21 protein-coding genes and 1 riboswitch are annotated in these 24,529 nt (G+C 66.0%); of the genes, 3 read left to right on the top strand and 18 right to left on the bottom strand.

Annotated elements, in window-relative coordinates; translation table 11 throughout:
- Positions 1-3: 3 nt before the first annotated feature.
- The 13 genes from AC6RIC_RS23220 to AC6RIC_RS23160 all read right to left on the bottom strand — a co-directional run bounded on the left by AC6RIC_RS23220 (position 4) and on the right by AC6RIC_RS23160 (position 13,674).
- Positions 4-771, bottom strand: a complete 768-nt coding sequence (locus tag AC6RIC_RS23220) for a glucose 1-dehydrogenase (protein WP_499734101.1) — start codon at positions 769-771, stop codon at positions 4-6.
- Positions 768-1,757 carry an ABC transporter substrate-binding protein gene (locus AC6RIC_RS23215; RefSeq protein ID WP_499734100.1) on the bottom strand — a complete coding sequence of 330 codons (990 nt, stop codon included), beginning with the start codon at positions 1,755-1,757 and terminating at the stop codon, positions 768-770. The genes AC6RIC_RS23220 and AC6RIC_RS23215 overlap by 4 nt, the downstream gene beginning before the upstream one ends.
- 147 nt (positions 1,758-1,904) lie before the next feature.
- Complete coding sequence (locus AC6RIC_RS23210; protein ID WP_499734099.1) at positions 1,905-2,654, bottom strand: ABC transporter permease; 750 nt, start codon at positions 2,652-2,654, stop codon at positions 1,905-1,907.
- The gene (locus tag AC6RIC_RS23205) at positions 2,651-3,442 is read right to left on the bottom strand and encodes an ABC transporter ATP-binding protein (protein ID WP_499734098.1); all 792 of its coding nucleotides are present in this window, start codon (positions 3,440-3,442) and stop codon (positions 2,651-2,653) included. Before AC6RIC_RS23205 ends, AC6RIC_RS23210 begins: the two co-directional genes overlap by 4 nt.
- Positions 3,432-4,880, bottom strand: coding sequence for an acyl-CoA reductase (locus tag AC6RIC_RS23200; RefSeq protein ID WP_499734097.1), 1,449 nt, complete (start codon positions 4,878-4,880; stop codon positions 3,432-3,434). Before AC6RIC_RS23200 ends, AC6RIC_RS23205 begins: the two co-directional genes overlap by 11 nt.
- Positions 4,881-4,885: 5 nt before the next feature.
- A complete protein-coding gene (locus AC6RIC_RS23195; protein WP_499734096.1) occupies positions 4,886-5,962 on the bottom strand; it encodes a LuxE/PaaK family acyltransferase in 1,077 nt (358 codons plus the stop codon).
- Between the two features lie 92 nt (positions 5,963-6,054).
- Positions 6,055-6,183: riboswitch (TPP riboswitch) on the bottom strand.
- Between the two features lie 71 nt (positions 6,184-6,254).
- On the bottom strand, positions 6,255-7,130 hold the full coding sequence (rfbA, locus tag AC6RIC_RS23190; protein WP_499734095.1) for a glucose-1-phosphate thymidylyltransferase RfbA: 876 nt from the start codon (positions 7,128-7,130) through the stop codon (positions 6,255-6,257).
- Positions 7,131-7,132: 2 nt separating this feature from the next.
- A complete protein-coding gene (rfbD, locus tag AC6RIC_RS23185) occupies positions 7,133-8,038 on the bottom strand; it encodes a dTDP-4-dehydrorhamnose reductase (protein WP_499734094.1) in 906 nt (301 codons plus the stop codon).
- Positions 8,038-8,595 (bottom strand): dTDP-4-dehydrorhamnose 3,5-epimerase, encoded by a 558-nt coding sequence (gene rfbC / locus AC6RIC_RS23180; protein WP_499734093.1) that lies wholly within the window; start codon positions 8,593-8,595, stop codon positions 8,038-8,040. The genes rfbD and rfbC overlap by 1 nt, the downstream gene beginning before the upstream one ends.
- A 14-nt stretch (positions 8,596-8,609) precedes the next feature.
- Positions 8,610-9,665, bottom strand: a complete 1,056-nt coding sequence (gene rfbB / locus AC6RIC_RS23175; RefSeq protein WP_499734092.1) for a dTDP-glucose 4,6-dehydratase — start codon at positions 9,663-9,665, stop codon at positions 8,610-8,612.
- Between the two features lie 226 nt (positions 9,666-9,891).
- Entirely contained in the window at positions 9,892-11,100 is a 1,209-nt protein-coding gene (gene pcaF, locus AC6RIC_RS23170) for a 3-oxoadipyl-CoA thiolase (RefSeq protein ID WP_499734091.1), read from the bottom strand.
- 39 nt (positions 11,101-11,139) lie between these two features.
- Positions 11,140-12,168: an NAD-dependent epimerase gene (locus AC6RIC_RS23165; protein ID WP_499734090.1), complete on the bottom strand. Its 1,029-nt coding sequence runs from the start codon at positions 12,166-12,168 to the stop codon at positions 11,140-11,142.
- Between the two features lie 87 nt (positions 12,169-12,255).
- On the bottom strand, positions 12,256-13,674 hold the full coding sequence (locus tag AC6RIC_RS23160; protein WP_499734089.1) for a phosphomannomutase: 1,419 nt from the start codon (positions 13,672-13,674) through the stop codon (positions 12,256-12,258).
- A 170-nt stretch (positions 13,675-13,844) separates the two neighbouring features.
- On the opposite strand from AC6RIC_RS23160, the gene AC6RIC_RS23155 reads away from it, so the two are divergent.
- Entirely contained in the window at positions 13,845-14,507 is a 663-nt protein-coding gene (locus tag AC6RIC_RS23155) for a thermonuclease family protein (RefSeq protein ID WP_499734088.1), read from the top strand.
- Between the two features lie 6 nt (positions 14,508-14,513).
- On the opposite strand, the gene AC6RIC_RS23150 is transcribed toward AC6RIC_RS23155, so the two are convergent.
- On the bottom strand, positions 14,514-15,866 hold the full coding sequence (locus tag AC6RIC_RS23150; RefSeq protein WP_499734087.1) for a UDP-glucose dehydrogenase family protein: 1,353 nt from the start codon (positions 15,864-15,866) through the stop codon (positions 14,514-14,516).
- Positions 15,867-16,113: 247 nt separating this feature from the next.
- Between AC6RIC_RS23150 and AC6RIC_RS23145 the strand changes: the two genes are divergently transcribed.
- Positions 16,114-17,577, top strand: coding sequence for an undecaprenyl-phosphate glucose phosphotransferase (locus AC6RIC_RS23145; protein WP_499734086.1), 1,464 nt, complete (start codon positions 16,114-16,116; stop codon positions 17,575-17,577).
- Positions 17,578-18,015: 438 nt separating this feature from the next.
- Here the strand turns inward: AC6RIC_RS23145 and AC6RIC_RS23140 are convergent, their stop codons facing one another.
- The 4 genes from AC6RIC_RS23140 to AC6RIC_RS23125 all read right to left on the bottom strand — a co-directional run bounded on the left by AC6RIC_RS23140 (position 18,016) and on the right by AC6RIC_RS23125 (position 23,056).
- A complete protein-coding gene (locus tag AC6RIC_RS23140; protein ID WP_499734085.1) occupies positions 18,016-19,833 on the bottom strand; it encodes a hypothetical protein in 1,818 nt (605 codons plus the stop codon).
- The gene (locus tag AC6RIC_RS23135; RefSeq protein WP_499734084.1) at positions 19,833-20,096 is read right to left on the bottom strand and encodes a spike base protein, RCAP_Rcc01079 family; all 264 of its coding nucleotides are present in this window, start codon (positions 20,094-20,096) and stop codon (positions 19,833-19,835) included. Before AC6RIC_RS23135 ends, AC6RIC_RS23140 begins: the two co-directional genes overlap by 1 nt.
- A 271-nt stretch (positions 20,097-20,367) precedes the next feature.
- Positions 20,368-21,612, bottom strand: a complete 1,245-nt coding sequence (locus AC6RIC_RS23130) for a glycosyltransferase family 4 protein (protein ID WP_499734083.1) — start codon at positions 21,610-21,612, stop codon at positions 20,368-20,370.
- A 262-nt stretch (positions 21,613-21,874) separates the two neighbouring features.
- Complete coding sequence (locus AC6RIC_RS23125) at positions 21,875-23,056, bottom strand: polysaccharide biosynthesis/export family protein (RefSeq protein ID WP_499734082.1); 1,182 nt, start codon at positions 23,054-23,056, stop codon at positions 21,875-21,877.
- A 798-nt stretch (positions 23,057-23,854) separates the two neighbouring features.
- Here AC6RIC_RS23125 and AC6RIC_RS23120 point away from each other — a divergent pair.
- On the top strand, positions 23,855-24,484 hold the full coding sequence (locus tag AC6RIC_RS23120) for a P-loop NTPase family protein (RefSeq protein WP_499734081.1): 630 nt from the start codon (positions 23,855-23,857) through the stop codon (positions 24,482-24,484).
- Positions 24,485-24,529: the final 45 nt, after the last annotated feature.

Raw genomic sequence — 24,529 nt, 5'->3', positions numbered from 1 at the left:
CTCTCAGGCCATGACCAGCCCGCCATCGACATGGAGCATTTGGCCCGTGACGAAGCGACTCCAGTCGCTGGCGAGGAAGAGCACCGGGCCGGCGACATCCTCCGGCGTTGCGATCCGGCGCAAGGGCGTCTGCGCGATCAGCATCTCGCGGACCTCCTCCGGCGTCGTCGCGCTCGCCTGCGTCGGGTAGACCAGCCCCGGCGCGACGCAGTTCACGCGGATGCCGAGCGGGCCGAGCTCGGCTGCGAGATTGCGGCTGAAGCCCATCAGCGCCGCCTTGGCCGTGGTGTAGTCGTGATAGGGAATGCTCGGCCGCGTCACCAGATCGCTGGCGAGATTGACGATGCTCCCGCCGCTGCGGCGCTGGAGCAGCGGCAGCATCGCCCGGCTGACCGTATAGGCCGCCTTCACCGCACCTTCGAACTGCTGCTCGTAAGACTCCCACGGCGTCTCCCAGAAGCGGGCGCGGTTGCCCGGGTCGAAGCGATAGGGCGCGAAGGCATTGTTGACGACGACGTCGAGCCGGCCAACCTCCTCCGTGATGCGCGTCGCCATGGCGGAGACGGCCTCGGGCGAGGTGACATCGGCCGCAATAGTCAGCGCCTCGCCGCCGAGCGCGCGGCATTCCGCAGCGACGGCCTCGGCCGCCGCCTTGTTCGTGCGGTAATTGACGATGACGATTCCGCCCTCAGTGGCGAAAGCCTTTGCGATCGCGGCGCCGATGCCGCGACTCGCACCGGTGACGAGGATGGCCCGGTCGCGGAATTTCACGGCGCGCCGTCCTTCGCCGGGATCAGGTCGCTCTTCACGACGGCCTTCATGTCGATCCGGCTCTTGATCAGGCCGAGGCTGCGGAACGTGTCGGCGCCCTTCTGCAGGGCGTCGAGATCGAAGCGGCCGAGGCCCTCGCGTTCCGTCGTGGCCGAGACGCTCGACGCATTGCGCAGCCTGATGATCTCGAGATTCACAGCCTCGTCGCGTCCGTTGATGGCGCGGGTGACGGCGATGCGCGCGGCTTCCTCCGGCTTCGCGATCATCCAGGCAGCGGAATCGCGATAAGCGGCGAGGAAGCGCTTCAGCAGCGGCTTGTTCTGCTCGTAATAGCTTTCCTTCACGACGAAGATGTCGCTCGGCAGGTTGAGCTGGTCGCGGACCTCGATGACGTTGGCCTCGCCCAGTCCCTTGGCGCGGGCGACGAGCAGGCCGGTATCGGTCGCGGCGGTGGCATCGACCTGGCCCTGCATCAGCGGCGCGAAATTGAGCAGGCCGGTCGGCTGGATGGTGACATCCTTCTCGCCGAGACCGACCTGATGCAGCAGCACGAGCAGGTTCTGGTAGGTGCCGCTGGCGAGGCTGTAGACGCCGATGCGCTTGCCCTTGAGATCGGCGGCGGAGCGGATGCCGCTGCTCTTCAGCGCGACGACGTTGAAGACGTTCTGCGGATAGATGTTGTAGATCGCGACGAGCTTCTCGCCCTTGTCGAGCGCGAGATAGAGCGCGGCCGGATCTGTGAAGGCGATGTCCGCCTGCCCGGCGAGCATATTCTGCAGGGCCGCGCCGCCGCCATTGCCGGGGACATAGTCGAGCGCGATGCCCTTGGCCTTGAAGAAGCCCTTGTCCGGCTCGGCCAGCAGATTGGTGATCTCGCTGATCGGCTGGCTCCAGCCGGCGACGGTGACCTTGTCGAGGGGCTGCGCCTGAGCCGACGTCCAGGCGGACAGCAAGATCGCCGTCGCGACCGCCACGCTCGCCGTCATCCCGGACAAGCTGCGAAGCAGCGCCGATCCGGGATTCATCGCAGAGCGCGGCGCCCTATGATGGATCCCGGCGCTCCGCTTCGCTGCGGCCGGGATGACGAGCCCTGTTCTCAGGAGGCGAGCGAGCGTGATGAAAACGGACATGGTCTAGCCTTTCGAGAAGCGATGCAGGACGCGGCGCTCGATCAGGCGCACGGCCTCGTAGAGCAGCATTCCAAGGGCGGTGATGACGATGAAGAGCGCGAAGATCAGGCTCGAATCCATCACGCTCTGCGCGGCGATGATCGAGGCGCCGAGCCCGATGCGCCCGCCGATGAACTCGCCGACCACGGCGCCGACCAGCGCGAGCACGACCGCGACGCGCAAGCCGGCCATGATGACGGGGAGCGCCGATGGTAGCTTGAGCCGAAACAGGGTCTGGAGGCGGCCGGCGCCGAGCATGCGGAAGAGCTCGCGCCGGGAGGCATCGACCTCGCCGATGCCGGTCAGGGTATTCTCCATCAGCGGGAAGAAGCAGATCAGCGCGGTGATGACGACGGTCGGCGTCATGCCGAAGCCGAACCAGATGATGAAGAGCGGGCCGAGCGCGAGCTTGGGCACGAGCTGGCTCGCCAGCACGTAGGGTCGCAGCAGCCGGCTCAGCGCCGGGAACTCCGCGAGCAGGATGCCGACACCCAGCCCGACGACGGCGCCGATGCCGAGGCCCAGCGCCATCTCCGCGGCTGTCATCGCCAGATGCGGCCAGAGCCTGCCGGTCGCGATCTCGCTCCACAGCGTCGTGAGCACGGAGGAAGGCGGCGGCAGGACGAGCGGCGACAGGCCGCCGAGCCGGCACCAGGCTTCCCAGCCGGTGAGCAGGGCGACGAACAGCAGGAGTGAGGGCAGGCGGGCGATCATGCCGCCGGCCTCTGGCTGGCCGTGGCCGCACCGTCCATGGCGTCGCGCAAGGCGCGGCAGGCGGCGATGAAGCCGGGTGCATAGCGCATGTCGCGATGGCGCGGACGGGCCAGCTCGATCCGGCGCACCTGCGTCACCCGGCCGGCCGCCATCACCGCGACCGTATCGGCGAGATAGGCGGCCTCGCCGATATCATGGGTGACGAAGAGCGCGGTCGTGCCGTTGAGCGCGCAGAGTCGCAGCAGATCGTCCTGCAATTCCTCGCGCGTCAGGGCGTCGAGCGCCGCGAAGGGTTCGTCGAGCAGCAGCAGATCGGGGTTGCCGATCAGCGCGCGGGCAACCGCGACGCGGCTCTGCTGCCCCCCGGAGAGTTCGGCCGGCCGTCGCATCGCGAAATCGGCAAGGCCGACACGCTCCAGCAGGTCGAGCGCGGCATCCTTGTCGGCTGCGGTCGGGCGGCGCTTCAGCGAGACCGGCAGCAGGACGTTGTCGAGCGCGCTCAGCCAGTCGAGCAGGGTCGGCGCCTGGAAGACGAAGCCGGCGCGCGGGCTCGGACCGGTCAGCGCCTCGCCGCCGATGCGGATCGCGCCCTCGCGCGGCATCAGCAAACCGGCGGCGAGCTTGAGCAGCGTGGTCTTGCCGCAGCCGCTGCGACCGAGCAGGCAATGGATTTCGCCGCGCGGGATGGTCCAATCGACTGTATCGACCACGGCCGGGCCGCCCGCGCCGTAGCGATAGCTGGCGCGCTCGATGGTGACGAAGCCGGTCCTGGCAGGATCAGTCGACATAGGGAGCGAACCCTTCCGCCGCGGCTTCGGCCGATTGTTCGATCTCGGTGAAGGTGACGAGATCGAGCAGGCTGAAGCGCCCGTCATGATGCCAGCCGGCCTCCGGCGCGGTCATCCGGCCGAGCGGGGCGATGCGGCTGACGCCGACCTCGCCGAGCTGCCCCGAAAGCCGGAAAAGTCGCTCCGGCGCGGCGGCGATACCTACAGTCTGCAGGAAACTGCGATAGGGCGCGACGAGGGCAGGGACATCGTCGAGGCTCTCGACTGCGACCAGCTTGAGCGTTCGGTTCAGCCCGGTTGGGCTCAGGGCTTCCGGTGCCGCGACATGGACGACGCTCCAGGGATCGGAGGGTTCGCCGAGAAGCTCCGCGGCGCCGTCCATCGCGCGCGTCTCCTGCGCGCCGCGCCACGATGCGATCGAAGCCGCTTCGCCTTGCGAAAGCGCGCGGCGCGGATAGCGGGAGGCGAGGGCGGCAAGCTCCTGCGCTACGTAGCGCGCGAACTCCGAAGGACCGACCTTGCCGCCGCGCTCGACGAAGAGCATCTGCGGCGAGTAACAGCCCTGCTGTTCGTAGCGGGTGACGTCATGGGCCGCGAGCCGGGCGAGCGCCGGGGCCTTGCGGCTGTCGAGCGCCTCGCGTGCGATGACGCCGAAGCCGATCTTGTGGCCATGCGGCAGGAAGCGGGTGGTGATCGGCAGCTTCGCGCGCAGGGTCGTGAGCGTCTCGTTGCCGCCATAGGCCATGACGGTGTCAGCCGCGCGCAGGAAGACCGGCTCGGCCGCCGCTTCGCCGCCCTTCCACCAGGTGATGGCAAGGCATTCGCCGATCTCGGGATCGATCTCGGCGAGCAGGCTTGCGAACCAGCCCGCCGTCAGCGGCTCGGCCGAAGCGAGCTTGCCGATGCTGCCGGCCTTGACCAGCAGGCCGCAGATCAGGCTCCAGAGCGAGAGCGCGGGAACATTGCCGGCCCAGACATGGAGCAGCAAGTCTGGGCCATAGGCGCGCAGATAACCGCCCTTGGGCGTCGGCTGAAAACCGTCGAGCATGCCGGGATTGGCGAAATCCTCGGCCAGGAAGCGCAGCAACTGCGGCTTGCGGAAGGTCTTGAGATAGCCGGTGAGGCCGAGCCGGACCGTCTCGCGATCATAGCCGGTGACGATCGGCAGCAGGTGTTCCGCCTTGCGCCGCAGCGGGTGCTCACGGTCGAGCAGGCGCGCGATGGCTGCGTCGATCGCGGTGATGATGCGCGCGGTCTCCATCCGCTTCAGCCGGGCGCGGGCCTTTTCGCGCACATGCGCGCAGAGCGCAGCGGCTTGCGCCTCGTCCAGCTCCGGCAGCGCGATGGTAGCGCTTTCGCCCCAGGCGCTGTGGCTGACTTCGCGCCAGCGCAAAGTCCTGGCGTTCAGGCCCGGCAGATGGCCCGCATGCTCGATCACTGGCTTCAGCCTCGTGCCGCTGCGAGGAATTCGGCGACCGCGACCGAGCAGCCCTTCGAGGCCTCGCCGTCGACGCGGCCGAGCAGCTTGAAACCGCCCGGCACGATCTCGCCGGCATCCTCGGTCAGGATCGCCGCGACGCAGTTGAAATGGGCGAGGTCGTGATGGATGATCACGCCGCGCTGGCCCTCGGGCAGGTCGGTGCCCGTCAACGGATCGACGACGCGGCTGCGGATCCAGTGCGGCCCGGATTTGACCGACGGGCAGACGGCGTTGCCGTCGTCATAGAGCTGCGAGCTCAGCTCGGTCATCCCGTACATGTTGATGCAGGACGAGCGCGGCACTCCGAAGGCGGCACTGAGTCCGTCATAGAATTCGTCGGGTCCGAGTTCGCGCGACTGGCCCTTGAAGCCGCCGGTGTCGAGGATGCGGCTGCCTTCCGGCAGGGCGAAGCGCCGGCCGCTCGCGGCGAGTGCGTCCAGCACGGGAACGAAGGAGTAGCTCGCGCCGAGCAAGGCATAGGGTTCGCCGCTCTTCTCCGCCTGCTCCAGCGCCGACAGAAGACCGCCCAGATCGAGACCCGCCGCGTTGATGAAGGTTTGCGAGTCCGGCGTGCCGCATTCGCGCTTGGCGAGCGAGAGATAGGTGGCGAGCGAGGAGTTCGGCAGCTCCGCCTCGTCGGGGAAGAGGATGCCCATGCGGATGCGCTCGCGGCCCTGCATGAAGCGCGCGCGGAAATTCACCAGCATCGAGCGCCGCCAGACGTCGAGCGTCGGGTGATAGCTGCGCCCGCGGATGCCCTGAGTTGTGCCGCTCGTCATGAAGACATGGCTGGCCTTCTCCGGCGGGCTGCAGCTCAGCGTCAGGTCCTTGAAGGCGGTGATCGGCACGGCCGGAATATCGCGCCAGCGCCGGACGGAGAGCGGCGTGCGGCCGCGCTGCAGGCAGAAGCGCTTATAGGGCTCGTTGTTGCGGAACTGATAGGCGAAGACCTTCAGCGCCATCGCCTCGAACTCGGCTTCCGATGCATCGGGAAGCGCGATGAACGCCAGGAGCGCCGCGATGATCTCGGCTTGCGTCACTTGAAAGCCCACTCCGTTCCGGCGCCGACGGACAAGCCGGAAGCGTCGTTCGCAACAGGATCATCTGCGCAAGCTGGAATCAGGGCCTTGGGTGGCCGCATGTCCCGCATCCCTACGCCGGTATGATCCGGATCAGGTTCGGAGGGTCACCGCGTTGCTCGGGCTCGAAAGCCCGGCCGGCGGAATCTCAGCCTCCTAGCGAGGCCCCCCTGGGAACGGATGCAGATGACGAGCGGCAGTGCCTGCTGTCAAGCGATAACGGAGCGGGGCGGGTATCCCCGTGAACGGGGCGTCAGCCGGCGATGTCCTTGGCCATGCGCAGGAGATACTGGCCGTAATCGCCCTTGGCGAGTTTTTCGCCGAGTAAGGTGAGCTGCGCTGCGGAGATCCAGCCCTGTCGCGCCGCGATCTCCTCCGGGCAGGCGATGCGCAGGCCCTGGCGGCTTTCGAGCGTGCGGACGAACTCGCCCGCTTCCAGGAGGCTGTCGGGCGTGCCGGTATCGAGCCAGGCGAAGCCGCGGCCCATCGATTCAACCGAGAGCGCGCCGCGTTCGAGATAGATGCGATTGACGTCGGTGATCTCGAGTTCGCCGCGCGGCGAGGGCTTGAGGCTCCGGGCGATCTCCACGACCTCGGCATCGTAGAAATACAAGCCCGTGACGGCCCAGTTCGACTTCGGGACCTTCGGTTTCTCCTCGATCGAGATCGCCTTGCCGGCCTTGTCGAATTCGACGACGCCATAACGCTCGGGGTCGCGGACATGATAGGCGAAGACGGTCGCGCCACTGCTGCGGGCCGTCGCCCGGGCCATCATCCCCGGCAGGCTGTGGCCGTAATAGAGGTTGTCGCCGAGGATCAGCGCGGAGGATTCGCCGGCAACGAACCCGGCGCCGATCTGATAGGCCTGCGCCAGCCCGCCCGGATGCGGCTGCTCGGCATAGGTCAGGCTCATGCCCCAGTCCGAGCCGTCGCCGAGCAGGCGCCTGAAGTTCGGCAGGTCGTGGGGTGTCGAGATGATCAGCACCTCGCGGATGCCGGCGAGCATCAGCGTCGAGAGCGGGTAGTAGATCATCGGCTTGTCGTAGACAGGCAGGAGCTGCTTCGACATCGCCAGCGTCATCGGGTGCAGGCGCGTGCCGGAACCGCCGGCCAGGATGATGCCCTTCATCGTTACCTCTGATCCTTGGCCTGATCTTTGAGAAGCCGCGCGACGCAAGGCCGGAGCGAGCTTTGCCATTCGGGCAACCGCACGTCATGGGCAAGCGCAAGCTTGCCGCAATCGAGCCGGGAATTGGCGGGCCGGCGCGCTGGCGTCGGATAATCCGTCGTCGCGATGCGCTTGATCCGGACCGGCTTGCCGCCCTGCCGCTCGCGCTCGGCGAAGATCGCTTCGGCGACATCGGCCCAGACGGCCTCGCCCGCCGCGCTCATATGGAACACGCCGCGTAAGCCGGCCTCGTCTGTCCGCTGGGTCAGGTTGCGCGCGACGGTGAAGATCGCATCGGCGATGTCGAGCGCGCTGGTCGGGCATCCCGCCTGATCGGCGACGACGCCGACCTCGTCGCGCGTCTCGGCGAGGCGCAGCATCGTCTTGACGAAGTTCTTGCCGAAGGGGCTGTAGATCCAGGCCGTGCGCAGGATCGCATGGTTCCCGGTGGCCGCCGCGACCGTCTGCTCGCCGGCGAGCTTGCTCGCGCCATAGGCCGATATCGGGCCGGTCGGGTCGTCTTCGCGATAGGGCCGGTCGAGCGCGCCGTCGAAGACATAGTCGGTCGAAAGCTGGATCATGGGAATGCCCAGTGCCGCCGCGGCGCGTGCCGCTTCGCCGGCGGCCTCGCCATTGACGCGCATGGCGAGTTCCGGCTCGCTTTCGGCCTGATCCACGGCCGTATAGGCGGCGGTGTTGACGATGACGTCGGGCCTGGCTGAGCGGAGGGCCGGCGCGACCGTCTTCGGGATAGCGAGGTCGATATCCGGGCGGCGCAGCGCGATGACCTCGACGCCAACAGGCACGCGCTCCAGCATGGCGCAGACGACTTGGCCGGTCCAACCGGTGACGGCGATGCGGAGTGTCATCAGTCGAAATAACGCAGCATCTCGGCGAAACGCGGGTGCTTGCGGTCCTTGTCGGAGAGGGTGAGTTCGGAGAGCGGCAGGCGCCAGTCGATGCCGAGCGCCGGATCGTCAAAAGCGAGCCCGTGGTCGTTCTGGGGCGCGTAAGGAGCGGTGACCTTGTAGAGCACCTCGGTATCCGGCTCCAGCGTGACGAAGCCATGGGCGAAGCCGATGGGGACCAGCAGCTGTTTCCAGTTCTCGGCGGAAAGCTCGACCGCGACATGCTTGCCGAAAGTCGGGGACGAGGCGCGGATATCGACGGCGACATCGAGGATGCGCCCGCGCGTGACCCGCACCAGCTTGTCCTGAGCGAAGGGCGCCGACTGGAAATGCAGGCCGCGCAGCGTGCCGACGGGGGCCGACAGCGACTGGTTGTCCTGCACGAAATCGAGATCGAGCCCGGCGTCGGCAAAGGCCTTGCGGTTCCAGGTTTCCGAGAAGAAGCCGCGATGGTCGCCGAACTTCTTCGGCGTGACGATCTTGACGGCCGGGATCGCCGTTTCCTCGACGCTCAGCATGCTCCGGTCTCCGCTCAGGCCGCGCCGAGGCGTTCGCCACGATAGACGCCGGAACGGATATCGCCCCACCATCCGGGATTGGCGAGATACCATTCGACGGTGCGGCGCAAGCCCGTCTCGAAGGTTTCCTTCGGCGTCCAGCCGAGCTCGCGGCCGATCTTGCCGGCATCGATCGCATAGCGCGCATCATGGCCCGGCCGGTCGGTGACGTAAGCGATCAGGCGCTCGCGCGAGCCCTTGGGATCGGGCCGCAGCTCGTCGAGGAGGGCGCAGATGGTCTTGACCACCTCGATATTGGTCTTCTCGTTATGGCCGCCGATATTGTAGCTCTCGCCCAGCTTGCCGGCGGTCGCGACGGTCAGCAGCGCGTCGGCATGGTCGTCGACATAGAGCCAGTCGCGCACGTTGAGCCCGTTGCCATAGACCGGCAGCGGCTTGCCCTCGAGCGCGTTGATGATCATCAGCGGGATCAGCTTCTCGGGGAAGTGGTAGGGCCCGTAATTGTTCGAGCAATTGGTCATCACCACCGGCAGGCCATAGGTGTGGTGCCAGGCGCGGACGAGATGATCGGAGGCCGCCTTGGAGGCGGAGTAGGGCGAGTTCGGCTGATAGGCCGTGTCCTCGCGGAAGAAGCCGTCGCTGCCCAGCGAGCCGAAGACCTCGTCGGTCGAGATATGGTGGAAGCGGAAGAGCGCCTTGCGGTCCTCCGGCAGCGCGCGGAAATGGCGCAGTGCCTCCTGCAGCAGCGTGAACGAGCCGACGACATTGGTCTCGATGAAGGCGGCCGGGCCGTCGATCGAGCGGTCGACATGGCTCTCGGCGGCGAGATGCATGACGATATCGGGCTGGAAATCGGCGAAGATCGCCTTCATCCGCAGGGCGTCCCCGATATCGGCCTGCTCGAAGCGGTAGCGGTTGCTGCGGGAGACCGGCTCCAGCGAGGCGAGATTGCCGGCATAGGTCAGCTTGTCGACGACGCAGACCTCATGCTCCGTCTCGCCGATCAGCTTGCGCACCACCGCCGAGCCGATGAAGCCGGCGCCGCCGGTCACGAGAAATCTCAGGGACATCCGTAGCAATCCTGAAACGATACAGAGCAGAGATCGGGGCTTGAAACGGGCAAGGCAAGCAATCCCCTGCGAAACACAGAACGCCTGCCCGGATCGCTCGATATCACTGCCCGCGTCAACTCGTTTTCCTTGTTTACCTTACGACGCTTCCTGCGAAGCACTTCGGCGCGACAGCAGAACCACGGGATCGAGGCAAGAAGAGAGCCAATGCGTGGCCTTCAGGTGCTCATGCGCGTTCGAGCGCAATCGCGATACCCTGGCCGACGCCGATGCACATGGTGGCCAGCGCACGCTTCTGAGCCGTGAGCGACAGCTCCAGCGCGGCGGTGCCGGTGATGCGGGCGCCGGACATGCCGAGCGGATGGCCGAGCGCGATCGCCCCGCCATTCGGGTTCACATGCGCGCCGTCTTCCGCGATGCCGAGCTCGCGAAGCACGGCGATGCCCTGCGAGGCGAAGGCCTCGTTCAGCTCGACCACGTCGAAATCGGTGGGCTTTAGGCCCAGCCGCTCGCAGAGCTTGCGCGTCGCCGGGATCGGCCCGAGACCCATCACCCGCGGCGCGATGCCGCCGGTGGCCCCGCCGAGAATGCGGGCGATCGGCGTCAGCCCGTATTTCGCGGCCGCCTTCTCGGAGGCGATGATCAGTGCCGCCGCGCCGTCATTGACGCCCGAAGCATTGCCGGCGGTGACGGTGCCGCCTTCCCGACGGAAGGGCGTGCCGAGCTTGGCGAGCTTCTCCAGCGTGGTGTCGCCACGCGGATGCTCGTCGATCTCGACCCGGATCGGGTCGCCCTTGCGCTGCGGGATCAGGACCGGGACGATCTCCTTGGCGAGACGGCCGTTCTGCTGGGCGGCGACCGCCTTCAATTGCGAGCGCAGCGCGAAGGCGTCCTGGTCGGCACGGCTGATCTGGCAGTCGGCCGCGACGTTCTCGCCGGTCTCCGGCATCGAATCGACGCCGTACTGCGCCTTCATCAGCGGGTTGACGAAACGCCAGCCGATCGTGGTGTCGTGGATCTCGGCATGGCGCGAGAAGGCGCTGTCGGCCTTGGGCAGGACGAAGGGCGCGCGCGACATGCTCTCGACGCCGCCGGCGATCATCAATTCGGCCTCGCCCGCCTTGATGGCGCGCGCCGCGGCGATGACGGCATCCATGCCCGAGCCGCAGAGCCGGTTGATCGTCGTGCCCGGCACCTCCTTGGGCAGGCCGGCGAGCAGGAGCGACATGCGCGCGACATTGCGGTTGTCCTCGCCCGCCTGGTTTGCGCAGCCGAAGATCACATCGTCGACCGCGCCGAAATCGACGCCTGGGTTGCGCTCGACCAGCGCCTTCAGCGGAACGGCGCCGAGATCGTCCGCCCGCACGGACGACAGCGAGCCGCCGAAGCGGCCAATCGGCGTGCGGACATAGGCGCAGATGAAAGCTTCGGTCATGTCACGGGTCCTGCTGTCTCGAAGGCGACGCTGATCGGCTCAGATACGATAGAATTCGCGATACCAGGCGACGAAGCGAGCGATTCCTGTCTCGATCGGCGTATCCGGCCGGAAATCGACGCTGGCAGTCAGGTCAGCCACATCGGCATAGGTCGCCTGGACGTCGCCGGGCTGCGCGGGCAGGTGCCGCTTGATCGCCTTGCGGCCGCAAGCGGCCTCGATGGTCGCGATGAAATGGTCGAGGCGCACCGGCGTGTGGTTGCCGATATTGTAGATTCGCCAGGGGGCGGCTGCGGTGGCCGGATCCGCCTCGACGATGCCGGCATTCGGGTTCGCCTGTGGCGGCAGGCCCGCCAGCCGCACGATCGCTTCGCGGATATCGTCGACATAGGTGAAGTCGCGGCTCATCGTCGCCTCGTCATAGACGTCGATGGGCCGGCCTTCGAGGATCGCCTTGGTGAACTTGAAATAGGCCATATCCGGCCGGCCCCAGGGGCCGTAGACCGTGAAGAAGCGCAGGCCCGTCGTCGGGATGCCGTAGAGATGGGCATAGGAATGCGCCATCAGCTCGTTGGCGCGCTTGGTCGCCGCATAGAGCGAGATCGGATGGTCGGCCCCGTCATGTTCGCTGAACGGCACCTTGGCATTGGCGCCGTAGACCGAGCTCGACGAGGCATAGACCAGATGGTCGACCGGGTTGTGCCGGCAGGCCTCGAGGATCGAGAGGAAGCCGTCCAGATTCGAAGAGGCATAGGCGTGTGGGTTCTCGAGCGAGTAGCGCACGCCGGCCTGCGCCGCGAGATGGATCACCGCCTGCGGCCGGAAGGCGGCGAAGGCGGCGAGCACGGCATCGTAATCGGCGATGTCGGTTGGCTCGAAGGAGAAGCCGTTGCGGGCGAGGAGCTGGTCGAGGCGGGCCTGCTTGAGGGCGGGGTCGTAATAGGGCGTGAGGTTGTCGAGGCCCAGGACCTGCACGCCTTTGTCGAGCAGAGCCTGCGTGACATGAAAGCCGACAAAGCCGGCTGCACCGGTCAAGAGCACGCGTTCAAACGAAGGGGCTTGGTCCAATTGGGCTTCCCGTAGAGCGGTTGCGGGCCTGTCGCGCCGTATTCCGTATGATATTCTTTGCCGGCTGTTCTGGCCGGCCTGTCGATCCTAGCGAGTCTGCGCTGCCGCGAAGGCGAGATTTTCGGCGAGCAGCGTTTCGGCCGCTTTCGGCGTCGGTGCCTCGACATAGACACGCAGCTCCGGCGCGTTGCCGGAGGCCCGGAAATGCACCGTCGCGCCGTTCCCGAGCGTCAGCCGCAGCCCATCCCGGCGGTCGCGTGCCGCGACCGCGCCATGAGCCGCGAAGGCCGTGTCACGAAAGCCGGAATCCTCGGTGTCGAGCCGGGCGATCAGGGCCGCGGTCCGGTCCTGCGGAACGTCTTGCAGGCGGTTCGACAGCGCGATGGCGAAGCGGGCTTCCGCCGCGATGGCGCTCAATGGCTTTCGCGCGGCGCGGGCCAGCGCGAGCGTCGCGACGATCGGCAGCAGCGCGTCGCGCGTCGGCAGGGCGGCAAGGCGCCGGCCGTCGCGCGCGACATCCGAACCCAGCAGGACGCCGCCATTGGCTTCGAACCCGATGACGACCTTGGCGCCTTCGGCCCTGGCCTGCTCCATGCCGGCGATCACATAGGGTGAGCCGACGCGCGTGCGCAGGACCTTTTCGAAGGATCCGGGGCGGTCGAGTGCCGAGTTCGATGTCACCGGCGTCACGATCGCGTCCGCTCCGAGGAAGCGCGCGGTGAGGGCGCCGACGAGATCGCCGCGCAGGAAGCGGCCGGTTTCGTCTGCGACCAGCGGACGATCCGCATCCCCGTCGGTCGAGACGATCGCATCGAGCCTGCGCTCGCCGGCCCAGCGTCGCGCCAGTTCCTCATCCTCGGGACGCAGCGCTTCGGTATCGACCGGGATGAAGGCTTCGCTGCGGCCCAGCGGGACTGGTTCCGCGCCGAGCGAGGCCAGCACATCGCAGATGATGTCGCGCCCGACGGAGGAATGCTGGTAGACGCCGATGGTCAGGCCCTCCAGCGCACGGCCGAAGAAGTCGGCATAGCGGTCGCGATAGCCGGAGACGATGTCGCGCTGCGCCGGCGCGACCGAGATGGGCGGTACGAGCGCGAGGGCGAGCGCGTCATGCGCGGCAAGGATGCGCGCCTCGTCGGCTTTGTCGATCTCCCCCCCGGCGCGGTAGAATTTCAGGCCGTTGCGATCGTCGGGGATATGGCTGCCCGTCACCATCACGGCGGGGCTGCCGGCGGTCATGGCAGCGAGTGCCAATGCCGGCGTCGGCACGGCCCCGCAATCCACCGGCGCGAGCCCGGCATCCGCGATTGCTTGTGCGGCTTGCCTCGCGATGAGCGGACTGGAGGCGCGCAGGTCGCGACCGATCAGAACTTCGCCGCGCGGTCCGGCCGCCTTATCCTCTTGCAGCATGGCGCAGAAAGCCCGGACATGGGCGTAGGTCGGCAGGCCGGCCAGTTCCGTCACGAGACCGCGCAGGCCGGAGGTTCCGAATTTCAGGCTGGTCATGCCTCGAATGTCCCTCGACGAGTCGCTCGGGCGCATACCTAGCCTAGCGAAGCCGTACAAGTCACGCGATCTCGGCCTTGCGATGCCGTTACCTCCATTGTCTCGGGAGGCGATTGCCGTAGATTGTCGCCGCAATCGGCCATGAATGATTCATCGCCCGGTCGGACCCTATGACAGATCGCAGCCTGGCGACACGTTTGGCTTTGGTGCTCGTTGCTGCGATCGCCGCTTCGGCTGCCGTCACGCAGTTCGCGCCTGACCACGGCCAGGTCGAGGTCGCCGATGTGAAAACTGCGCCGGTGACGCCGACCAAGGTCGAATGGCCCAAGCCGCCGCCGAAAGAGGCTGACTCGTTGCTGGCGCCGCCCCGCCGCGCCCCGCGCCTGGCGACACCGATCATGATCGTCGGGCAGATCGATCCGCTCGAGGCGACGGCCTTTCGCAACGCGCAAACCCTGGTCCGCTTGCGTCATCTCGCCGGGCTGGCGCGCGACGCGGTCTGCCATGGTCAGGACGGCTTGCCCTGGAATTGCGGCCTGCAAGCCAGATCGGCGCTGATCACGATCTTGCGCTCGGATCGCGTCCGCTGCCTGACCGCGCTCGACGCGCCGGGCGAGAAGGACAGTTTCCAGTGCTGGGTCGGCGGGGAGGATCTCTCGCGGGCGCTGGTTCGCGGCGGCTGGGCGCGCCCCTTGCGACTGCACGCCGCGACCTATGCCGCCGAGCTCGATGCCGCGATGGCGGCGAAGGCCGGCCTGTGGCGTGGGACCTGGCCGCGCGATGAAGATGCGCCGACGCCCGCCAGGAATGGCGCCGTCAGCGGCAGTCCGTAAGTCCGGCTATGCGGCCTCGTCGACGCCGGCGCGCTTCTCGGCCGCCAGAGCGTCACCCCTTCCGACATCGGCATAGGAGAAGCCCTTGGCCCTGACCTGCTCGGCGCGGTAGACATTGCGGAGGTCGACGAGGACGGGGGCGGCCATGGCGGCCTTGACGCGGTCGAGATCGAGCGCCCGGAAGATGTTCCACTCGGTCACGATGACCGCGGCGTCGGCGCCCGCGACGCATTCATAGGCGTCGCCGCAATAGGTCACGCCGGTCGGCAGCACCGCCTTCGCCTGTTCCATCCCCTCCGGGTCATAGGCGCGGATCGTGGCGCCGCCATCCATCAGCGCCGTGATCACCGAAATCGAGGGCGCGTCGCGCATGTCGTCGGTGTTCGGCTTGAAGGTCAGGCCGAGCACGGCGATCGTCTTGCCCCGGACCGAGCCGCCGCAGGCCGCGATCACCTTGCGCCCCATCGCCCGCTTGCGCTGGTCGTTCACCGCCGCGACCGTCTCGACGATGCGCGAAGGCGTGCCGTAATCCTGCGCCGTCTTGATCAGGGCCAGCGTATCCTTCGGGAAGCAGGAGCCGCCATAGCCCGGCCCGGCATGCAGGAACTTGCCGCCGATGCGGTTGTCGAGCCCCATGCCGCGCGCGACGTCCTGGACATTGGCGCCGACCTGCTCGCAGAGATCGGCGATCTCGTTGATGAAGGTGATCTTCGTCGCCAGGAAGGCGTTGGCCGCGTATTTGGTCAATTCCGCCGTGCGCCGGCCGGTGTTCAGGATCGGCGCGTTGTTGAGATAGAGCGGCCGGTAGATATCGGCCATCACGGTCCGCGCCCGCTCGTCATCGGTGCCGACGACGATGCGGTCCGGCCGCTTGAAATCCTCGATCGCCGCGCCCTCGCGCAGGAACTCGGGATTGGAGACCACGGCGAACTCGGCATCGGGCCTGAGCTCGCGGATGATGCGCTCGACCTCGTCGCCGGTGCCGACCGGAACCGTCGACTTGGTCACGATTACGGTATAGCCGCGGATCGCCCCGGCGATCTCGCGGGTCGCGGCATAGACATAGGACAGGTCGGCGAAGCCGTCGCCGCGGCGCGAGGGCGTGCCGACCGCGATGAAGACCGCATCGGCCTCCGCCACCGGCCCGGCCAGATCGGTGGTGAAGGACAGGCGGCCTGCCGCCGCATTCGTCCGCACCAGCTCCGACAGGCCGGGCTCGAAGATCGGGATCTCGCCGCGCTGCAGCGCCGCCACCTTGCTCTCGACCTTGTCGACGCAGACCACCTCGTGCCCGAAATCCGCAAAGCAGGCGCCCGAGACAAGCCCGACATAGCCAGAGCCTACCATCACGATCTTCATGCGCTGCTCCTGATTGGGGTCGTTCGCGTCGCTACGTAAGGTAGCGCTTGCGAGAGGGTGTTAATTTTTGAACGAACGCAACGTCATCTGTTCGAAGTCGGTATGCCTTATGATCGCGCTTCTATCATGGTAGCTATTTTCCATACCAGCGAACTTAAGCTTCCTGTAAGAAAATGCTTGCTTTGCTTGTTTTGATAGTTAAGGGTTCGATAACCATGTTAGTGTGTGGTATACGAGGATCGGCGGGATGCTGCCTGTTGGTGTTGGTGAGCATTCGGCTGAAGGAGTCGGGCGGGGCATATCCAGATTTTCGTTAGGGTATGGCGCTCTGCAGCCTGCGGCCGCGGTCGCCGATGCGTTCGCGATCATGATGGTCGGCGGCTGCGCTACATGGATTTATCAGGCTTTCATTAGGTCAGGAAAAAAGCTTCTCGACGTCAATTTCCTGAGCGTCGCGTTGATGACCGCGGTGCTGTTCATCACGCTGTCCTATTTGACCGGCGATTACGAGCCGAAGACGCGGGCCGATCGCCGAGACAGCGTCATTTCGGCGATGAAAATCTGGGCGCTGACCCTGGCCTTCATGGTGCTGTGCGCGTTCCTGTTCAAGATAAGCGCTCATTACTCGCGTGCGACCATTCTCTTGCATGCCACGGGCGGAGCGGTGGCGATCACGTTCATTCGCGTGCTCTGGCCTCCCCTCGTTCGCCAGGCGATGGAGAACAATGTCGTCTTCACCACGAATGTGCTGGTCGTACGGATCGGAGAGGATCCCGATGCTGCCAGGGCGACCGATCTTGCGCGCCTGCGCGAGCTCCGCAATAGCGGCTTGCGGCCGGTCGGATCGCGAGTGATGTCGATCGGGCCGTCGGACGGCCGCCTCGATGAGCTCATTGCCCTCGTCGATGAGCGTTTCAGGCTCGGCCATCTCAACGAGGTCATCCTGCTGGCCGGTCACGATGCCCTGTCGCATCTCGAGACGGTGGTCGAGCGGCTACGTGTCGTGCCGGTACCGGTCCGGTTCGTCGTGGATCCGGTGACGCACAAGGTCCTGACGCGCCCGCTGAAGAAGGTCGGCTCCCTGATCCTGGCGGAATGCCAGCGCGCGCCGCTGTCCATCACCGAGCGTTTCTTGAAACGCAGCCTCGACATCGCCGTCTCGATGACGGGCCTGATCCTGCTCAGCCCTCTTTTCCTGATCGCGGCCCTGGCCGTGAGGCTCGACAGTCCCGGCCCGGTCCTGTTCAAGCAGGCGCGGCGCGGCTTCGGCGGTAAGCCCTTCCTGATCCTGAAGCTGCGCTCGATGGCGGTTCAGGACGATGGCGGGGTCGTCGTCCAGGCGAAGCGGGGTGACGCGCGCGTGACGCGCGTCGGTCGCTTGCTGCGCCGCACGAGCATCGACGAGTTGCCGCAGCTCTGGAATGTGCTCGCGGGCCATATGTCGATCGTGGGGCCGCGGCCCCACGCGGTCGCCCATGACGACTACTATTCGCAATTGATCGAGGATTATGCCTTCCGCCATCACGCCAAGCCGGGCATCACCGGCTGGGCGCAGGTCAAGGGGTTGCGAGGCGAGACGCCGCATGTCGAGAACATGAAGGCGCGCATCGAAAAGGATATCTGGTACATCGACAACTGGTCGATATGGCTGGATATCATGATCATTATCCGCACAGGCCTGGTCGTGCTGGGGCAGCGAACCGCCTACTGACCTGCGGCAGGGGCCCGGCGCGACGAGGGCCGCTCCAATTGGCCTTTGCAGCCTCTATCCCTGGCCGGATCCGGGCTTGCGCATGAGCCGCAAGTCCGGGCGAGTTGCCGTGGCGCCCTTCGCGCAGGCGACTTGAGGTCAGGGTGCTAGCCTCTCATAGGCACCAGCCGCCGAAGCCGCGGCACTGCGTGCCGTGCCAGCCAGATCGAAGGCCAGCACGGGCGCCCTGACGCGGCCGATCGCGGGTGAGCCGGCCTGGAGGCTGTAATCGCCGCCGCCAGCGCCGGCTGTCGGCCCGCTCGTCGTGGCCTTGTAATCGGCGAAGAGCGGATCGTTGCGAATGGTCGCGCTTGTACCGATACCGGCATCGAGGCCGGGATAGTCCTGCGCGAAATAGGTCCCAAGGCCGCCGCTATTTGCATCAACGAATTGCGAGAACTAACCCCGGCAGCCGACGCCGTAGAGATAGGCCCAGTTGCCGAGGCGCGAAGAGGCATCGGCCCCGGCTTCGGCGATGCCCCGGAACACGTCGCCCTTGGTGTTGATGCCGACATGAATATTGCCGACGAACGAGTGCAGCTTGTTGGCGCGCGCCGTCGGGCCCTCGTCATAGATCAGGTTGGCCCGACCATGGGTCCAGAAGCCGGCGAACGTGTTGTGGTGAACCACGATATGCGAGCTGTTGCCGGACGTGCCGTCATTCGAGATCGCGAGGAAATGCCCCGCTGCCGCGCTGGTCCACTCGAAAAGATTCTGCAGGATGGCGCAGCCGTTGACGTCCGAGGTCTGGGCAAGCCCGATGCCGATGGTGCCGGTCGGCCCCTTGATCTTGCTGAACGCAAGGATGGCTCCGGAAGCCGATTTCGTGCCGGCGGTGACCGAGCCCGGGCGCTCGAAATTGCAGCCCATGATGTTCCAGAGCTGCAGGGTTCCGCCGTTGAGGTCGCCCGAGACACCGCGCATCAGCAGATGGTCGCCGGCGCTGGCGGGGCCGAGGATGCTGTTGCCGGTCAGCCCTGCGAAGGAGCCGCCAAGCCAGGCGACATCGCTATTGGCGAAGACCGTGGCGTTCTGCGCATTGTTGGCGAAGACGAAATCCTCGACGATGACCCGCAGCCGCGATGATGCCTCGCCCGAAAAGGTCGAGGTGCCGGTCCGATCGAGCGTCACGCCCCTGATCCGCAACCAGCCGCCGGCGGCGCCAAAACGAACGCGCATCGCCGTCGTGCCGAACTGAAGGACGACGCCCGCGCGCGTCGCGTTGGGATCTCGCGTGAAGGTGCACTCACCCGTCGTTTGGGCCCGCGTCGCGGTGATCGCGGTCGTGCTCAAGACATGGGTTCCGGCCATGAAGCGGATCTCGACACCGTCGAGCGAGCCATTGACGGCGACGGCCCGGTTGACCGCACCGGCCATGGTGGCGCAGGGCGCGGCTTCCGCCGTGGCGGCCGTGGTTGAGACCGCGCCGGTCGTGTCATTGCCGGTCGTCGCATTGACGTAGGCGAAGACCGGGTTGGCGGCGCGCGTGACGTTCTTGAGAAAGATCTGGGGGCGGAACTCGCGAACGGCAGACTGGTCGGCCGAGTTGAGGACCGATGCAGCGCCGCCGATCCATGGAAACACGCGGGCATTGGCAGTTACCGGCCCGGCGGACAGGGGGGTGATGTCCAGATCGCAGGCATAGCCGACAATCGCATTGAGATCGCCGGCGCGGCCGAGGACAGAGGGGGCCGAGACGATCTGCGTCACTGTCGTCACGCCATCCGTCGCGCGGAACTCGACGCAGGCGACCTGGCTGCGCGAGCGGGCATTGCGGTGGGCCGCGACCAGTTCGAGCCGCAGGCTGTCGCCGACGACGCGGTGGTCTGGCAATGCCCAGTTGGCAACGGGCTTGGGCGAGACCTCGGCGGCCGCATTCGATGCTCCGCCGATGATCGTGTCGGTCGCATAGACATAGTCGGAGAGCGCGACGCGACTGGTGTCGAGGCTGGCCTGGGCCGGATAGGGCTGCCGCACGCGCCTGGTCAGGATCAGGGCCTCGGCATGGTTCGCCGCGGCGCCTGCCGAGTTGTAGCCGGCGCGGGACAGCGCCAGGTATCGCGGCGAGCCGACCGGGTCCATCGTCGGCGGGGCGATATAGGCAACCGACCAACTATCGGCGTGCGCGCTGGTGATCGACGGATCGGAGATCGGTCCCGCCGGGGCGGGCGTGCCGAGGCGATGGCGACGGCCGATGCCTGTTCCGACCGTGGGCATCAGTAATACCCCCGCAGGCCGGTCGCGGTGGTGCCTGTCGTCTTGATCCGGACGATGCGCCAGTCCAGGGTCTCGCCCGCCAGAACGGGCTCGACCGTTTCGGCCCCGCCGGGCCAGGTCACGGCGATCGTGCCGGCGGTCCCGGTGATGCGGATCTGGCGCGTCGTGAAGGGCAGGTCGGCGCCGTCGTTCGGGGTGATCGCAAATCCGCCGATCAGCGGCGACGACAGGCCCGGGCTCTGGTTGGAAAAGATATCCGGCATGGCACATCTCCTGAATGGGATATAATTCCTATTTCGGGAGGTGCGTTTTGTCAAGAACAAGATAAGAACATTAGGCCCGCGGCCGCGCGCGACCGGGCTGTTGCCATGTGAGGCGCGGCACTGTCCGGCCTCATGATGGGCGGACAACCGAAGCTGAAGCAACGAGCTGGATCGCTCTCGGTCGCTTGATCGGGCGCACGATGATCCCCTCGGAAGCGCTGCGCTGCCGTGGCGAAGATCAGGGCTGGCAGGCGTTTCCCCGGCCCGCGCGTTAACGTCGGCCTGGATCGGCTGCGGCGCTTCGCGCGGTCGGGATCGTCATGCCGATCTTGCGATCGGACAGGGCGCGCTCATAGGCGGCCAGCAGATGGGGGACTTCCACGGACCAGTTCAGATATTTCTCGACCCGGTCGCGGCCGATCTTGCCCATGTGTTCACGCATGGCCGGGTCGTTGATCAGCACCATGATCTGGCGCGCGAAATCATCGGGATCGTGAATCCTGGCATAGAGCGAAGCGTCCTTCGCGCTTTCGCGGCCTTCATCGAGGTCGAACTGCACGAGCGGTTTGGAGAACGCCATATATTCCATGATCTTGTTCATGGTGCAGCGCCGCGTGTAGTCGTTATAGGGATCGGGGCAGAGGCCGATATCGATCGAGCACAGAGCATTGTGCAGGTCTTTGCCGGACAGGTATCCGGTGAACGTCACATGCTCGGAAAGTCCGAGCTCCGCGGCCCGTTGCTTCGATGCCTCGAGCTCCGGCCCGTCGCCGATCAGGACGGCATGGAAATCCGTCACCTGGTGGACGGAGATCAATCGCGCAAGGATGTCGAGCAGCACGTCGATGCCGTCCTGCGAGCCCATGATCCCGACATAGCCGAGGATGACGCTGGCGCGGGCCCGGATCGCGGGGTCGACGACGCCCGTGCGCATCTGATCGGCCTTGGGCGAACTGCGCACCACGAAGACATCCGCAGGCGCCTTGCCCCCGCGGTCGAACGCGATCTGCCGGTATGACTGGTTGGTCGAGATCACGACATCGGCAGCCTTGAATGTCAGCCATTCCGTGGCGCGCATCAGGAAATGGCCGAAGCCGGTCTTGCCGAATTTCTCCTTGTAGAGCTCGGGCGTCAGGTCGTGATGGTCGAACACCAGCCGGACCCTGGCGAGCTTGAAGGGCAGCGCGACCAGGAACAGCACGTCCGGGGGATTGGCGACATGCACCACGTCGAAGCGGTCGCTGCGCCAGACCTTCAGGGCCAGGCGGAATTCATGGAACAGCGCGATTGCGTATTCCCGGATGAAGCCGAGGGCGCCACGCCCTTCCTCGGGCAGCCAATGGCGCAGGATGCGCACGCCGTTGATGGTTTCGTCGAGCGAAGTATAGCCTTTGCCGACGGGGCAGATCACTGTGACCTTGTAGCCTGCCTCCAGGAGCGTCGTCGCCTCCTGCCACATCCGCCTGTCGAACGGCACGGGCAGGTTCTCGACGATCATCAAAACATGAGGAGCCATGTCATTCCCAATGTAGAAGGCGCCGCGATGCGATTGCAGGCAGGAGCGTCGTCCCGGAAAGCTGGAGCTTTCGTAGAGTAACTATAGCAGAGTAGCTACCGTAAAGTAACGGCGCGGCCTGCTTCGTTCGTTCGGCATGCCTGCCGGCTTGCTCCGGCAAGGCCCGGTTATCCGCCCGGCCGTCTCGCTCTGCTCCTGGCCTCTAGCCGCACCGCCGCCGTCGAAACGGTGGCGATGCGAGAGCGAAGGCGTCGCGCCCGTCTCAATAGTTCGGGATGAACCCGCCCTGGATTTCGCGTGCCGACCGCGTCACGAGACCGACCAGTTCCAAGAGCTTGCGCAACTGCGTGCCGGCCGCATTGGAGATGTAGACGACGTCGCCGTGGCGAACCTTGAACTGGTTGCCGACGAAGATGCCGCCGGGCGTATCGTAGCGGATTTGATAGACGGTCGGGACCTTCGCATCGGTGAAGTGGGCGAGGTTCTCGGTATCGGCCGGAATCATCCGGCGATCTTCCATGCGGAGCACGAAGATCGAGCTGATGTCCGCCCGCGTATCGTTGAAGCCCTTGGCCCGGCCAAGTGCGTCCGTCAGGGACATGTTGTCGACGTCGATGTCGACGCGCAGGTTCTCGCCGCTGGCGCCGAATACGTTGAGGCTGCGCGAGACCGGCTGCACGTAGATCGTGTCGCCGGGCAGGACCGCCGCATTCGCCGCCGGATCCATCATCAGTCGCCGCATCGAGACGCGCGAGCTGTGCGAGCCGCGCTGCAGGACGACTTCCAGGCTGCGTGATGTGCCCTCGGGGCCACCGGCCTTGGCGACTGCGTCAAGGATGCGCATCGGCGTATTCCGGACGGGGAACTGGCCGCCGGCCTTGACCGAACCGATGACGCTGACGAGCGAGGCGCGGTCTTCCTGCATGGTCACGACGACCTGCGGCTCGATCGCGCGCTGCCTCAGCTTCTCCTCGATATCCTTCTGCACGGCCGGGAGGCTGCGTCCGATGACGCTGATCTGGCCGGCATAGGGCACCGAGATATTGCCGTTCTGGTCGATCTGCTGGGCCGGCAGGTTGATGTAGTTGCCGCCGCCGCCGGAATTGCCCGCCGCCTGGGGCGAGGTGAACAGGCCGCCGCTGCCGGCTTCGAAGATCGTGACGAGGACGACGTCGCCGACCTTCGCTGAAACCTGCGCCGGTTCGCGCCGGGGCAGGGATCCGAACCGGTCGGGTTCACCGGAAAGGGAGCGAGCCAGTTCGAGCGACGGCGCGACGAGCACGAAAGGAAGATTCATCTGCTCTTGCGTGGAGCCGACCTGTACGGCGGCCGACTGGCTTGCCGCGATCTGCGAGGGGCCGCCTTCGGGGAGGAAGCCGCTCGTGCACCCGCTGAGCGGCAAGCCCAGAAGAGCCGCAGCCGTCACCAAATTACGGAAACTCATTCTTCACCTCGCCGCCCAACGACGTACCCTCTAGCCACAATTCCGCCACACGCAAATCCCTTGCGTCATCATCCCTAACAACGCGGTGAATCGCGTTGGGTCAGCTCTGACCGCACCGAAGCATAAGTCACCAAAGATAAATTGCATACTTGAGAAAACTGGTATCGCGCATCAGCGGCAGCGCCTGAGGATGGAGGTTGTTTCCACAATGTGGCTTCAGAGAAGCGGGATGTTTTTCTCGAAATATCAATTATTTTCTTGTGTTGAAGGTATACAAAAACTTGGATTTATTTGACGCGTGCGGTTGAGTTTCAATAGGGCGCCCTGTCTGCGGCCGTGCTGTCCTCTATAATTTTTACTCCTGTCGCAAAATAGCAACGATAGCTGCCTGCGCTGAGCTCCAAGCGCAGTTTGCAGTCCCTATCCTGTGCAAGACTTCCGGCGGTTCAGATTTGTACGCGCTCCGATATCCGATGCCGCTGGGTCGCGAAAAGGTCGGCAAACGATGTGCCGGGCAAGCCGTGGCTCTGCCCTTCACGCGAGCTTTTCGGGGCCGCGCCCCGATTAATGGCACCGTTTTAAACACAAATTGAGAAAACCAAGGTCTGATCAATCGCGAATGCTATCTTGTGTTGCTGCGATGCGATGATTTCGTTACGTGATGCAAGGTAGGTTGGTCGGAGTTCGTGCAGGGTGGCCCAGTCGGAGAGTTTGGTGCAGGAGCTCGCAAAAAAGAGCGCGACCGGAGCGTTGCCTCAGACGGCGGCCACGCGAGCGGCTTGGAGTTATCCGACGCATGTGACCAGCGAGCTCGCGGTGATGGTGGCGCCGGGCTCGGACACCGCTGAGCGCATGGTCGCGGTTGCTTCCCAACTGCAGCATGTGCATGTGGACCTCGGGGTGAGGTCGTTCTGCTTTATAGGGGACGAGAAGAAGGTCGGTACGACCGTCGTCGCCGCCAACGTTGCCGCAGCCTTCGCGATGAGCGGCCAGCGCACGATCCTGGTAGAGACGAATCTGCGGTCACCGCGGATTGCTGCGATGTTCGGCATCGACGAGACCAAGCCGGGCTTGTCGGAGTGGATGGCCGGCCTGGGGGACGTGCAGTCATGGGCCGGCTACATGCAGCCGGCCTATCCCAACCTCATGGTGATGGCTGCGGGCAATGCCCTCAAGGAAGGCGAGGCTTATCTCGCGACCGAACTGCGCGGGCTCATCCTCGAGATGTCGCGCATGTTCGACGTGGTGATCTGCGATTGCGCCCCGATGTCCGACGTCTCGGGCACGCTCGCAGCGGTGGCGGCCGTCGAGCGCACGATCATGGTCGCCCGTGCCAACCGATCGCGCTTGAACGCGCTCCTCGCGTTCCAGGACGTCGTCAAGAACTGCGGCGGCGTGATCGGCGGCAGCGTTCTGCTGGAGTTTTGACGACTGCAGCCTGGGTGATCCGGCGCTGCCGGAGAAGGTCCTCGG

Source organism: Allobosea sp. TBD101, from assembly GCF_059817965.1.
The sequence above is the reverse complement of the archived record's forward strand: the minus strand, read 5'-3'. Positions and strand labels throughout refer to the sequence as shown.

Bases quoted from the DNA above. Each gene is read 5' to 3' on its own strand.
- AC6RIC_RS23215 (WP_499734100.1), bottom strand. From the start codon at position 1,757: ATGACGGCGAGCGTGGCGGTCGCGACGGCGATCTTGCTGTCCGCCTGG.
- AC6RIC_RS23210 (WP_499734099.1), bottom strand. From the start codon at position 2,654: ATGATCGCCCGCCTGCCCTCACTCCTGCTGTTCGTCGCCCTGCTCACC.
- AC6RIC_RS23205 (WP_499734098.1), bottom strand. From the start codon at position 3,442: ATGTCGACTGATCCTGCCAGGACCGGCTTCGTCACCATCGAGCGCGCC.
- rfbA (WP_499734095.1), bottom strand. From the start codon at position 7,130: ATGAAGGGCATCATCCTGGCCGGCGGTTCCGGCACGCGCCTGCACCCG.
- rfbD (WP_499734094.1), bottom strand. From the start codon at position 8,038: ATGACACTCCGCATCGCCGTCACCGGTTGGACCGGCCAAGTCGTCTGC.
- rfbC (WP_499734093.1), bottom strand. From the start codon at position 8,595: ATGCTGAGCGTCGAGGAAACGGCGATCCCGGCCGTCAAGATCGTCACG.
- rfbB (WP_499734092.1), bottom strand. From the start codon at position 9,665: ATGTCCCTGAGATTTCTCGTGACCGGCGGCGCCGGCTTCATCGGCTCG.
- pcaF (WP_499734091.1), bottom strand. From the start codon at position 11,100: ATGACCGAAGCTTTCATCTGCGCCTATGTCCGCACGCCGATTGGCCGC.
- AC6RIC_RS23160 (WP_499734089.1), bottom strand. From the start codon at position 13,674: ATGACCAGCCTGAAATTCGGAACCTCCGGCCTGCGCGGTCTCGTGACG.
- AC6RIC_RS23155 (WP_499734088.1), top strand. From the start codon at position 13,845: ATGACAGATCGCAGCCTGGCGACACGTTTGGCTTTGGTGCTCGTTGCT.
- AC6RIC_RS23150 (WP_499734087.1), bottom strand. From the start codon at position 15,866: ATGAAGATCGTGATGGTAGGCTCTGGCTATGTCGGGCTTGTCTCGGGC.
- AC6RIC_RS23145 (WP_499734086.1), top strand. From the start codon at position 16,114: ATGCTGCCTGTTGGTGTTGGTGAGCATTCGGCTGAAGGAGTCGGGCGG.
- AC6RIC_RS23140 (WP_499734085.1), bottom strand. From the start codon at position 19,833: ATGCCCACGGTCGGAACAGGCATCGGCCGTCGCCATCGCCTCGGCACG.
- AC6RIC_RS23135 (WP_499734084.1), bottom strand. From the start codon at position 20,096: ATGCCGGATATCTTTTCCAACCAGAGCCCGGGCCTGTCGTCGCCGCTG.
- AC6RIC_RS23130 (WP_499734083.1), bottom strand. From the start codon at position 21,612: ATGGCTCCTCATGTTTTGATGATCGTCGAGAACCTGCCCGTGCCGTTC.
- AC6RIC_RS23125 (WP_499734082.1), bottom strand. From the start codon at position 23,056: ATGAGTTTCCGTAATTTGGTGACGGCTGCGGCTCTTCTGGGCTTGCCG.